Source organism: Gordonia rhizosphera NBRC 16068, assembly GCF_000298195.1.
In the GTDB taxonomy this organism is placed as follows: domain Bacteria; phylum Actinomycetota; class Actinomycetes; order Mycobacteriales; family Mycobacteriaceae; genus Gordonia; species Gordonia rhizosphera.
Genome location: NZ_BAHC01000243.1, coordinates 17,522 through 29,319, shown reverse-complemented (window position 1 = coordinate 29,319; position 11,798 = coordinate 17,522). Strand labels below are relative to the sequence as shown.

7 protein-coding genes and 1 pseudogene are annotated in these 11,798 nt (G+C 68.1%); 2 read left to right on the top strand and 6 right to left on the bottom strand.

What is annotated here, in order from left to right; translation table 11 throughout:
* Positions 1-961 (top strand): annotated as a pseudogene (locus GORHZ_RS28090) (hypothetical protein); the annotation flags it as partial.
* On the opposite strand, the gene GORHZ_RS28085 reads toward GORHZ_RS28090, so the two are convergent.
* Positions 953-1,774: a MerR family transcriptional regulator gene (locus tag GORHZ_RS28085; RefSeq protein WP_006339310.1), complete on the bottom strand. Its 822-nt coding sequence runs from the start codon at positions 1,772-1,774 to the stop codon at positions 953-955. The pseudogene GORHZ_RS28090 and the gene GORHZ_RS28085 sit on opposite strands and share 9 nt — an antisense overlap.
* On the bottom strand, positions 1,771-2,382 hold the full coding sequence (locus tag GORHZ_RS28080) for a TetR/AcrR family transcriptional regulator (protein WP_006339309.1): 612 nt from the start codon (positions 2,380-2,382) through the stop codon (positions 1,771-1,773). Before GORHZ_RS28080 ends, GORHZ_RS28085 begins: the two co-directional genes overlap by 4 nt.
* A 107-nt stretch (positions 2,383-2,489) precedes the next feature.
* Between GORHZ_RS28080 and GORHZ_RS28075 the strand changes: the two genes are divergently transcribed.
* Positions 2,490-4,076: an MFS transporter gene (locus tag GORHZ_RS28075; protein WP_006339308.1), complete on the top strand. Its 1,587-nt coding sequence runs from the start codon at positions 2,490-2,492 to the stop codon at positions 4,074-4,076.
* Here GORHZ_RS28075 and GORHZ_RS28070 read toward each other — a convergent pair.
* The 4 genes from GORHZ_RS28070 to GORHZ_RS28055 all read right to left on the bottom strand — a co-directional run bounded on the left by GORHZ_RS28070 (position 4,064) and on the right by GORHZ_RS28055 (position 11,753).
* The gene (locus tag GORHZ_RS28070) at positions 4,064-5,743 is read right to left on the bottom strand and encodes an SDR family oxidoreductase (RefSeq protein WP_006339307.1); all 1,680 of its coding nucleotides are present in this window, start codon (positions 5,741-5,743) and stop codon (positions 4,064-4,066) included. The genes GORHZ_RS28075 and GORHZ_RS28070 overlap by 13 nt on opposite strands.
* Before the next feature lie 36 nt (positions 5,744-5,779).
* Complete coding sequence (locus GORHZ_RS28065; RefSeq protein ID WP_006339304.1) at positions 5,780-6,760, bottom strand: hypothetical protein; 981 nt, start codon at positions 6,758-6,760, stop codon at positions 5,780-5,782.
* A 138-nt stretch (positions 6,761-6,898) separates the two neighbouring features.
* Complete coding sequence (locus tag GORHZ_RS28060) at positions 6,899-8,152, bottom strand: pyridoxal phosphate-dependent aminotransferase (RefSeq protein ID WP_006339301.1); 1,254 nt, start codon at positions 8,150-8,152, stop codon at positions 6,899-6,901.
* Between the two features lie 118 nt (positions 8,153-8,270).
* Positions 8,271-11,753, bottom strand: a complete 3,483-nt coding sequence (locus GORHZ_RS28055; RefSeq protein ID WP_006339299.1) for a heterodisulfide reductase-related iron-sulfur binding cluster — start codon at positions 11,751-11,753, stop codon at positions 8,271-8,273.
* Positions 11,754-11,798: the final 45 nt, after the last annotated feature.

The following is an 11,798-nucleotide window of genomic DNA, read 5'->3' as shown; positions in this document are numbered from 1 at the left end:
GGCCACGGCATCGGAATCGGTGACGTCGGTGGTGATGCGGTCGGCTCCCGAGAATTGGCCCGGCCTGGACGCCGCACTGACCCGACGCGGGGCGCCACCGGTGGTGATGCTCGATGCGGCACAGGAATCGGGTCCGGACGCGAGTTCGTCCGGCGACTTCCCGGCGGCCCGGGCCGAGGAGCTGACGGCGCCGAATGCCGACGTCGCAGAGCCCATCGGCGCCGAGTCCGATGTCGCAGAGTCCGACGCCTCAGAGTCCGTCGGCGCAGAGTCCGTCGGCGCAGAGTCCGACGTCGCAGAGCCGGACGCCCCAGAGACCGACGCCCCAGAGTCCGACGTCTCAGAGTCCGACGTCTCAGAGTCCGACGTCGCAGAGCCGGACGCCCCAGAGTCCGTCGGCGCCGAGTCCGACACCGCAGAATCCGACACCGCAGAATCCGACACCGCAGAATCCGACGCGCGCGCCGAGTCCGACGTCGAATCGGTTGCCGCGGTGGGTGGCTCGCCGACCACCGAGACAAAGGAAGCTTCGGTACCGGTCCCGACCCGGGTGACACCCCGATCACGCAGGACGCGAATCCTGTTGGCCGGTATCACCATATGTGCCGTCATCGGGGTCGGCGGCGTCGCCGTCGCCATGACCCGCGATGGGCCGGCCGAACCGTCGTCGGCCCTCCCGGCGCCGAACACGTCGCCGTCGGCTACGGCGACATATGCCGATCCCGCGGACGTCGCCGAGGCCCGGCGGGCCGCGCTGCGCTACACGCCGCCCCCACCGCCTCCGGAGACCACTTACAACCAGCCGCAGCAGACGCGGCAGGCCCCGAACACCCGGCCGAGCGGGCCGAGTGCCAACCCGAGTCCGCTTCCGCAGCTTCCCCCGCTGCTTCCGCCGGTCGTTCCGCCGCGCGTCACCATTCCGAATCCGATCCCAGGGCTGCCGCCGATCGTCTTACCCTGATCGTCCCGGTTGGTCCGTGTAGTTCGTTTGGTCCGCGCCGGACGCGCCGCTGCCGTCCTGCTCGGCGGCCGATCTCCGGGCCCGGCCCATGTAGTCGTTGACCTGCCGGGCCAGGTCCCGATCCAGCGCGCGGTTGAGCGCGTTGTGCGCGGACACGGTGGTGGCCTTGCGCAGCTCGCTGAGAAGCTCTGTCGCCCAATCGGATTCGGCTGCGGTCTGCGGGAGCCAGCCGTCGACGTGTCCCTCGGTGAAGGCGAGACGCCCGGCGGAGATGACGGTCTCGGCCACCGCCGCCATCTGCCGGTCCAGTCGACCGTGCGCATCGAGGATGCCGCCCAGCGGCAGACCCAGCTTCACCAGACGGCCGTATGCGGACACCGTCTCCTGATCGTGGATGGTGTAGCAGTCAGGGGCGCGGTCGGATTCCTGGGGTTCGATGAGACCGAACTCGATCAGCCGCTCGAAGTGTGCCGGATTCTGCGTGTTCAGGAGCTCCTCGAGGTCCCCGACCGTCATCGATGTCGACGTCGCCGTGGACCAGGGCTCGGTCACGATCTCCTCGAGTCCGAGAACTTCGACGAGGTCGTCGCCGCGCTGCATCCCGGACAGGAAGTCGCCGATGTGGCGAATCGTGAAGCCTCTCTTCAGTAGATCGTTGATGACCTTCAGCCGTGCCAGGTGGACGTCGGTGTAGATCGCGATGCGGCCACGGCGGGCTGGGCGGGGGAGTAGTCCGCGGTCCTGGTAGCCCCGCACATTGCGCGTGGTCGTGCCCGCCTCACGCGCCAGATCGTCGATCCGGTATTCGGTCACGGCGTCATTGTCCCAGATGGCGACGGACCGTCGGGGGGACTCGACAGACCGCGCGCAACCAGGTCGAGGACCTGCTCGTAGGCCTCGGCCGGGTCGATGAAGGGTGGGAAGGACGCACCGAGTTCCAGGGAGACCGCGCCGTGCACGCACGCCCAGGTCTGGGCCGCGAGCATCAGGGCATCGCCGTCGCGGATCGTCCCGCCGGCCTGACCGAAACGGATGATGTCGGCCAACACCTCGAACGCGCGGCCCGCCACCTCGTCGTCGGCCCGGCACTCGAGGGAGAACATCAACGAGTACAGCGTGGGGTTGGCCAGGGCGAACGCCCGGTAGTTGCGCCCGCTGTTGCGCAGGCGCATCGCAGCGTCGCTGTCGGTGGCGGCCACGGTGTCGGCGAACTCGGCGTAGCCGGCGGTCACGACCGCGTTGAGCAGGCCCTCTTTGCCCTCGAAGTGGTTGTAGACGCCCATGGGTGCGACACCGGCCTCGGTCGCGACCGCGCGGACGGTCAGGGCGGCGGCTCCCTCCTTCTCCAGGATGCGACGGCCCGCCGCGATCAACGCGGAGCGGACCTCCGTGGCGGGGGTGCGGGTTTTCGACGGTGACATGTTGACAAGTCTACTAGAACAGTGTTCTTCTTGAATAGAACAATGTACTACAACGGTGTGACAATGTTCTAAGTCATCTGCTCGAACCTCATCTGAAAGGGGCAGTCATGAAAAACCGTTGGTTGGCTCTGGCGGCGCTGTGCTTCGCCGAACTCCTGGTCATGGTCGACAACACGATCGTCAACATCGCGTTGCCGACGCTCGGGCGCGATCTCGACGCCGGGATCTCGGGACTGCAATGGATCGTCGACGCCTACACCCTCGTCTTCGCCGGACTCCTGCTCACCGGTGGCCATCTCGGCGACCGGTTCGGGCATCGCCGCATGCTGCTCATCGGGATCGGCGGATTCATCGCGGTGTCGATGGCGGCGGCGTCATCGCAGACACTTGGGCAGTTGATCGCTGCCCGCGGCGGCCTCGGAATGTTCGCCGCACTGGTCTTCCCGGCGACCCTGGCCATCATCACCGCGATCTTCACCGAACCACGGCAACGTGCTGCGGCCGTGGGAATCTGGGCGGCGACGTCGGGGATCTCGGTGGCCATCGGGCCGCTGATGGGCGGCTGGCTGCTGGAACACTTCTCGTGGTCGTCGGTGTTCTGGGTCAACGTCCCGGTGGGCGTCGTCGCGGCGGCTGCGATCGTCGCGGTGGTGCCCGGTAGTCGGCCGGAATCGGTGCCGCGCTTCGACATCACCGGCTTGGCCCTGTCGATCGCCGGCCTCGGTCTGCTCACCTATTCCGTCATCGAGGGGCCGCACTTCGGCTGGACCGATACGCGCATCGTCGGCGGACTGATGCTCGCGGTGGCCGCGCTGGCGCTCTTCGTCTGGTGGGAACTGACCACCGATCACCCGATCCTGAACATACGGCTGTTCGCCAACCGCCGCTTCGCCACCGCTGCGGGCATGATCAGCATCGCGTTCTTCGCCCTGTTCGGCTTCACCTTCCTGATCACCCAGTACTTCCAGGCGGTCCAGGGCTACGGTCCCTTCGACGCGGGGTTGCGAACGTTGCCGTTCGCGATCGTGGTGGCGGTGTTCTCGCCGGTCGCGATGGCGCTGTCGCACCGGTTCGGGCCGCGGCTCGTCGCCGTCGTCGGCGCCGCGCTGATGTCCGGCGGGTTCGCGCTCGTCGAGATCGCCTCCCGTACATCGGGTTACTGGGAACTGATCATCTGGTCGATGTCGCTGATGGCGATGGGGCTGGCGTTCATCTCCGGTCCGTGCACCCAGCTGATCATGGACGCGCTGACCCCGGAGCAGGCCGGTGCCGGGTCGGCGGTCAACGACACCACCCGCGAGATCGGCGGCACGCTCGGTGTCGCGGTGCTCGGTTCGGTACTGACGTCGGTGTACACGTCGGGCGTCGCCGACCGACTGGAGTTGCTCGGGGTGCCCAGAGCGGCGACCGCGATCGCCGAGGACTCGGTGATGGCCGGTGTCGAGGTGGCACAACGCGCACCGGCTGCGGTGGCCGAGCAGGTGCGGATCGCGGTCCAGGAGGTGTTCGTCGAAGGCCTGCACAGCGCGGTGTGGGTTGCGGTTGCGGTGACCGCGGCCGCGGCGCTCGCGGCAGCGTTCCTGTTGCGGGATACGGTCGGCCATCGCGACGGTGAGCTGATCGTCGCGGAGACCGCCGACCTCGACGTCGACGACGAGGTGGCCGCTGCCGCGCCCGCGCGTCAGGCCGTGTGACGTCGGATGATTCGGGACAGTCGGGCAGCGACGCGATGGGCGGGCGTGGTGTCGGAGGGCATCGTGGCGACGGGCTTGTTGCGGATGATCGCGGCGACGACGGCCCGCGCGGCCCTGCGCGACAAGTCGTGCGGGCCGTCGTCGCGCGACGAGTCGTGCGGGCCGGGACGGACACTGGTCACTCCGATCCGGCGGTCGGCGAGTTCGCCGCGGAGCGAGGCGGAGAACGTGATCACGCCCGCCCCGGCGGCCGACTCCCGCGACCGTTCGGATGTGACGGCCGGCGCGACGTTGACGATGTGCCCACCCACGCCACGTTCCACCATCTGCCGACCAAATGCGCGGCTGCTTGCGATGACGCCTCGCTCGACCTCCAGCAGGTGGTCGACGTCGTCGTCGGCGGCGTCCAAAGTGCTTGTCGACCAGATGATCCCGGTGTCGTTGACCACGATGTCGGCGATGCCGTGCGCGGCGCGCACCGACTCGGCGAAGGAGCGGACGGCGGCGGTGTCGGACAGGTCGAGGTCATACGTCGACACCTGGGCGCCGAAAGCCTTGCTCTGCCGGGCGGTCTCGTCGAGTCGCGGGAGATCGGTGTCGGCGAGTACCAGCGCGCACCCCATCTCGGCGAGCGCGAAGGCCAGTTCGCGGCCCAGTCCGCTGCCGCCGGCGGTGACCACGGCGAGCTTGCCCGACAGCGGTGTCGGCATGCCGAACAGGCGGGCGCGGTCGAGGTGCCCGGTCGCGCAGATACCTGCCGCCGGTGCGTGGGTGGCGATGAAGTCGTGAGCCACATCGGCCAGATACTCCGGATGGGTGTACGGCAGCCAATGGCCGGTGGGAGTGCGCAGCCGCCACAGCCGCTGGACGCGTCGGTGCGTTCCGTCGAAGATGGCCGGGCGCAAGGCGATATCCCGCTCGTTGATCACCTCGAGCACGGGCACGAAGGTGGTGGCGGGTTGCGGCGCGGTCATCGCGGGGCGGATGTTCGCGCGGTAGAGGCGCAGTCCCGAGACCATGTCGTCGCGCAGGGTCGTGGCGACCACCACGTGGTGAGGTGGTGTCCCCTCGATGCGATGCAGGAATGCCCGCCACAGGCGAGCCGAACCGACCGCCGTGAAGAACAGCCTCGGCAGCACCGGCAGCTGGAAGAAGACGGTGTAGGCCGACGACGCCGCCTGCGCGAGCAGTCGGCCCAGATTGCGCGGGGTCGGATGGCTCACGTTCTCTCGCACCCACAGGGCCAGGTCGTCGAGGCTCGGTCCGGACACCGACACGAACGAGGCGATCCGATTCTCCGCGCCGGGACGCGCGACGGCCTCCCAGGCCTGGATCGATCCCCAGTCGTGGGCGACGACGTGCACGGGTTCATCGGGCCTGACGGCCTCGGCGACCGCGAACAGGTCGTCGGCGAGGAGGCTGAGCCGATACGTGGCGTCGCCGGAGGGGTGGTCGCTCTCGCCGAAGCCTCGACAGTCATAGGCCACCACATGGAAATCCCGCGCGAGGATCGGCGCGACGTGCGTCCACAGGTGATGGGTGTCGGGCCAACCGTGGACCAACAGCACCGTCGGGCGGTCGTCGTCGTCGGGTTCGGACCCGTGGACCTCGAAGACGGCCAGCCCGATCCCGTCGTTGCTGACCGCGCGCTTACGCCATTCGACCATGCGACTCCCCCTCCGGTGATCGAATGGTGCCAGACGTTACCAACGGTTACATGAATAGGCCAGGGTGCGTTGGGCGTACATCGGGTGTGTGGGGTGCGGGGTGAGCCCGAGCCGGTCGAGCCATTCGCGAACCATCGGCACCACCGGGCCGCGCTGCAGGTCCTTCCACACCCAGCGGATCACCATGATCCCGAGACGGCGCAGCGCGTCCTCGCGTTCCTTCTCGCGGCGCATCGCATCGAACGGGGTTTCGCCGGGTTCGAGATGACTCTGGTATTTCGTCATACCGTCGAACTCGGCGACGAGCTTGCCCAGCCAGTCGTAGTCGGTCTGGGCGATGAAGTCGCCGTGCGAGTTGTAGAACTTGTGCTGCAGGCGTGGTACCGGAAGGCCTGCGACGATGATTTGGGCGCGTCCCCACGACTCGCCTGCGTTCTGCGCACCGGCGTCGGCGTGGGTGAGTGCGCGTCTGGCGAAGGCCACGCTACGACGATGACGGCCGTCGAGTAGATGGGCGAGAACCTCGGCATCGGCGCCGAGTCGCAGGGCCGAATCGAGGACCGCCAGGGCTTCGGGGAAACCTGCGCTGCAGGCGATGTCGATGGCCGTGCGTTCCAGGGTCGTCACACCGACCCCGTCGAACACCGTGGTGTCCCGGTCCTCGAGCGCACCGGAGTGCAGATGCCGCCGCTTCTCGACGCGACCACCGGTTGTGAAGCCGGTGGAGAAGTGCACTCTGGCAAGGCGAGGGCGCAACAGCGACAACCCGTGCAGCAGTCCCGCCGACTCGTGGCTCAATGCGGTCCCGCCGCAGAGCTCGGCGGCGGCGCGAGCTTTCAGGCGATGCAGCTCCTCGGGTTTGGCTGGAACCGCTGACGCTGCGATGAGGGCCCCCGGCCAGATCCGGGTCAGCTTCTTGTCGGCCACCGCTCGGGCGAGCTGACTGTCGGTGAAACCGTGGTCGATCGCGGCCCGTCGAAAGATGATGCCGTGGGAATCGGTAGGAAACTCATGCATGTTCGTTGGACGCACGGGCGGCCGTTTCGGGTCCACCCATTTCTGGCCACACGCAGAACTCACAGAAACACGCAGAGTTCTCCGTGCTTCTGCGAGTTCTGCGTGTGGGGCACGCGACCAGACCGCCTGGCGAAACGACTATTGCCGATACGAGGACAGGAAGTTCCCGATCCGTTCGATCGCATTCCCGAGGTCGCGCGACCACGGCAGGGTGACGATCCGGAAGTGGTTGTGGTCGGTGAGATTGAAGCCGGTGCCCTGGACCACCAGGATCTTCTCCTGCAGCAGCAGATCCTGGACGAAGAGTTCGTCGTTGTGGATCTCGTGCACGTTCGGGTCGAGGTGCGGGAACGCGTAGAGGGCGCCCATCGGTTTCACACAGCTCACACCGGGGATCTCGTTGAGCTTGTCCCAGGTGACGTTGCGCTGCTCGTACAGGCGCCCACCTGGGGCCACGAGCGCGTCGATGCTCTGATAGCCGCCGAGCGCGACCTGGATGGCGTGCTGGCCGGGCACATTGGCGCACAGCCGGGTGGACGCCAGGATGCCGAGCCCCTCGATGAAGCCCTTGGCGTGGTCCTTGGGGCCGGTGAGCACGAGCCAGCCGGCGCGGTAACCGCACACGCGGTAGGCCTTGGACAGGCCGTTGAAGGTGATACACAACAGATCCGGCGCCAACGATGCGACATTGATGTGTTCGGCGTCGTCGTAGAGGATCTTGTCGTAGATCTCGTCGGCCAGGATCAGCAGTGAATGCTGGCGCGCGAGTTCGACGAGCTGCTGCAGGACCTCGCGGGAGTAGACCGCACCGGTCGGGTTGTTGGGGTTGATGATGACGATCGCCTTGGTGCGGTCGGTGATCTTCGCGGCGATGTCGGCGATGTCGGGGTTCCAGCCGTTGTCCTCGTCGCAGCGGTAGTGCACCGGACGTCCGCCCGACAGCGAGGTCATCGCGGTCCACAGCGGATAGTCGGGGGCCGGGATGAGGACCTCGTCGCCGTCGTTGAGCAACGACTGCATCGTCATCGTGATCAGTTCGGACACACCGTTACCGAGGATCACGTCGTCGACGTCGAAGTAGGGGAAGTCGGGGATCAGTTCGTAGCGGGTGACCACCGCGCGCCGGGCCGACAGCACACCGGCCGATTCGGAGTAGCCCTGGGAGTAGGGGAGTGCGTGGATCATGTCGCGCATGATCACGTCCGGGGCCTCGAAACCGAAGAGCGCCGGATTCCCGATGTTGAGCTTCATGATCCGGTGGCCCTCGTTTTCGAGCCGCGCGGCGTGCGCATGCACCGGCCCCCGGATCTCGTAGCACACGTTCTGCAGCTTCTGCGACTGCTCGAGTGGCTTGAGGTTCTGGTTCAGGTGCGATACATACGGTCTACTCACGAGTTCAATTCTGACAGCCCAGCGCAAACGGATTTTCGGTGGACCCGCCCGCGTGGGATCTGCCCTGATCGGTTGCCCGGCGCCGAGAATCCGGCATACCGAGCAACCGATCCGGGTCTCAGCGGTGGCCGGGACGCTTCTTGCCGGCCGCGATGCCGAAGCCCTTCGCCTTCGACGCCCCGGTCTCGGTGAAGGTCCGGCCTGCGGAGCCGTCCGGCGACGGCGTCGACTCCGGTGTGGCGGCGGTGCTTTCGGCCTCGGTCGACGCAGTCTCGAGCTCCGGCTCCGCAGTGGACTCCGGCTCCGCGGTGGGTTCCGGTGCGCTCTCGGCGGGGGCCGCCGGCGCTTCGGTCGGGGCTGGTGCCGACGCGGCCGGCTTGGGTGCGGCCTTGCCGATGCCACCGGGCCGCTTCTTGCCGGCGGCCATGCCGAATCCCTTGGCCTTGGCAGGCTTTTCCTCGGTCAGGGCAGCCGCGCCGGCCTCGGGTGCCGTCTCATCCGGCGCCGCAGGTGTTTCGGCGGGCGCCGGCGTCTCCGCAGGCGCGGGTGCCGCCGCTGCTGCGGCAGCTGCCGGTGCCGGTGTCGATGCCGCAGCAGGTGCCGCCTTGCCGATGCCTCCGGGCCGCTTCTTGCCGGCGGCCATGCCGAATCCCTTGGCCTTGGCGGGCTTCTCCTCGGTCACCGCGGCCGCGCCTGCGGTCGCCGTCTGGGTGTCCGCCGTCGGCGCGGCGGCCGGGGAGAATTCGGCCTCGGCGACCTTGCTCTCGGCGGGTGCCGTGACACCCGCGGCGGGTGCGGCGGCGCCCGCCTTGGCCCCCGGACGCTTGGCCTTGGCACCCATGCCGAATCCCTTGGCGGCGGGCTTCTTCTCGGCCGCCGCGGTGGATTCGACTGCGGTGGATTCGGCAGCGGTGGATTCTGTGGCGGCGGCTTCGACGGCGGCTGACGACTCGGCCTCGGCGGGAGCCGGAGCTGCCGACGGTGCCGCCTTCGCGGCCCCCGGTCGCTTGGCCGCGCCCATGCCGAATCCCTTGGCCTTCGCGGGCTTCTGCTCGGCCGGAGCCGACGCCCCGGCGGGAGCCGGTGCAGAGGCAGCCGGAGCCGAGGGAGCCGGTGCCGACTTGGCCGCCGCACCAGGCTTCTTGCCGCCCTTCATACCCAGGCCGACCTTCGGCTTCGCCGCCGCCTCGGTGGCGACGGCGGTCGCCGCCGCAGCGGTGGCGACCCCAGCGGTGGCGGCCGCAGCCGCCGGCACCTTCTCCTCGGCCGGGGCCTCGGGTTCGGGCGCCGGCTTGGTGACCGGGCCGAGGAAGCGGCCACCACGGCTCACGTCGGGTGCCCCGCGCTTGACCGACTCGAGCAGCAGCTGCGCGACGTCGACGACCTCGACCTTGCCCTCGTTCTCGGTGCCGGCGGTCCGCGCGGTCACACCATCGGTCAGCATCACGCGGCAGAACGGGCAGCCGGTGGCCACCTTGCGCGGCTGATCGCCGTTACCGAGGGTGTCGAGCGCCTCATCGACCCGGTCGAGGTTGATGCGCTTGCCGATCTGCTCTTCCATCCACATGCGGGCACCGCCGGCGCCGCAGCACATGGACCGTTCGCCGTGACGTGGCATCTCCGTCAACTGCGACCCCGACGCGCCCATCAGCTCGCGCGGGGCGTCGTAGACCTTGTTGTGGCGGCCCAGGTAGCACGGATCGTGGTAGGTGACGCCCTCGCCGAGCGGGGCGACCGGCACCAGGCGCTTGTCACGCACCAGGCGGTTGAGCAGCTGGGTGTGGTGCACGACCTCGTAGTTCCCGCCCACCTGGGGGTACTCGTTGCCCAGGGCGTTGAAGCAGTGCGCACACGTGACGACGATCTTCTTGCGCTGCTCGGGTGCGGTCGCGAACACCTCACCCAGCATCTCGATGTTCTGCTGCGCGAGCATCTGGAACAGGAACTCGTTGCCGGCGCGGCGTGCCGAGTCGCCGGTACAGGTCTCGCCTTCACCGAGGACGAGGAAGTTGACCGCGGCGATGTCGAGCAGTTCGGCGACGGTCTTGGTGGTCTTCTTCGCGCGGTCCTCATACGCGCCGGCGCAGCCGACCCAGAAGAGGTATTCGAAGCCCTCGAAGGAGTCGACGTCCTGACCGAAGACCGGGATGTCGATGTCGATCTCATCGATCCAGTTGCCGCGCGCCGAGGCGTTCTGACCCCAGGGGTTGCCCTTGTTCTCGAGGTTCTTGAACAAGCCGGCGAGCTCGGTCGGGAAGTCCGACTCGATGAGCACCTGGTAGCGGCGCATGTCGAGAATATGGTCGACGTGCTCGATGTCGACGGGGCACTGCTCGACGCAGGCACCGCAGGTGGTGCAGCTCCACAGCGTCTCGGTGTCGATGACCGCACCGAGCGCCTCGGGATCGAACTCACCGTCGACCGGCGACGCGTCGCGAAGCGCGCCCTTGGACTCGCCGACCAGCTTGCGGGCGGCCTCCGCGCGGGCGGTCTCCGGGATCTTGGCGAGCTTCGCCTCGTCGACGTTGCCGTCGGCGTCGACCAGACCGACCTCGTCGCCGCCCATATCCGTGCGGCCACCGGCCATCAGATAGGGCGCCTTGGCCTGGGCGTGGTCGCGCAACGACATGATCAGCAGCTTCGGCGACAACGGTTTGCCGGTGTTCCAGGCGGGGCACTGGCTCTGGCAGCGGCCACACTCGGTGCAGGTGGTGAAGTCCAGCCAGGCCTTCCAGCTGAAGTCCTCGGCCTTGCCGGCGCCGAACGCGTCGACATCGGGGTCGGCGGTTTCCATGTCGAGGACCTTGCCGCCCGACATCATCGGCTTGGCGGCGCCGAGCGCGACCCCGCCGTCCTGCTCACGCTTGAAGTAGATGTTCGGGAACGCGGCGAACCGGTGCCAGGCCACGCCCCAGTCGATGTTGAGACCGACGACGGCCAGCCAGACCATGCCGCTCATCAGCTTGATCACCGCGAAGATCGCGACCAGGGTCGCGCTGGCGGGCAGGATCTTGGCGACCTGCATGGTGAAGAAGTCCGAGGCGGAGTTCGCGTGGCCGTACGTGGCGATCTTGCCCGACTTCACGAAGATCATGCCGAGGCCCTCGAGCAGCACCACGATCTCGACGAAGTAGGCGGCGCCGAACCGCGAACCGCTGAAGCGGGAGATGCGCTCGGGGATCCGCGGATGGTTGAGCTGGCGGATCACCATCAGCACGATGATGCCGACGACGGTCGCGATGCCCAGCAGTTCGTCCCAGAGATGCCAGATGAACCAGTTGCCGAACACCGGCCAGTGGAACTCTGGATCGATCGACTGTCCGTAGGCCTCGAACCAGAGCAGGAAGCCGCCGAGGAAGCCGACCATGACCAGCCAGTGCGCCCAGCCGACGGAGCGGAACTTCACCATCCGCGTGTGGGCGATGAACTCCTTGATCATCGTCCACAGGCGCGGGAAGAACGGCCAGAACCGGGAGCTGTCGACCCGCTGACCCTGCGCGATGGACCGCACCATGGTCCACACACCGCGCAGGAACAGCGCCCAACAGAAGAGACTGATGACAGCGGCGGTTGTGCCGATGGTGATCGTCGTGGCATTCACGGCGTCACGGCCCCTCTCTAGAGTGATCTCGGCCCGTCTACGCAG

Coding starts and splice junctions, on each gene's coding strand:
- GORHZ_RS28080 (WP_006339309.1), bottom strand. CDS start 2,382: ATGTCACCGTCGAAAACCCGCACCCCCGCCACGGAGGTCCGCTCCGCG.
- GORHZ_RS28075 (WP_006339308.1), top strand. CDS start 2,490: ATGAAAAACCGTTGGTTGGCTCTGGCGGCGCTGTGCTTCGCCGAACTC.
- GORHZ_RS28070 (WP_006339307.1), bottom strand. CDS start 5,743: ATGGTCGAATGGCGTAAGCGCGCGGTCAGCAACGACGGGATCGGGCTG.
- GORHZ_RS28065 (WP_006339304.1), bottom strand. CDS start 6,760: ATGCATGAGTTTCCTACCGATTCCCACGGCATCATCTTTCGACGGGCC.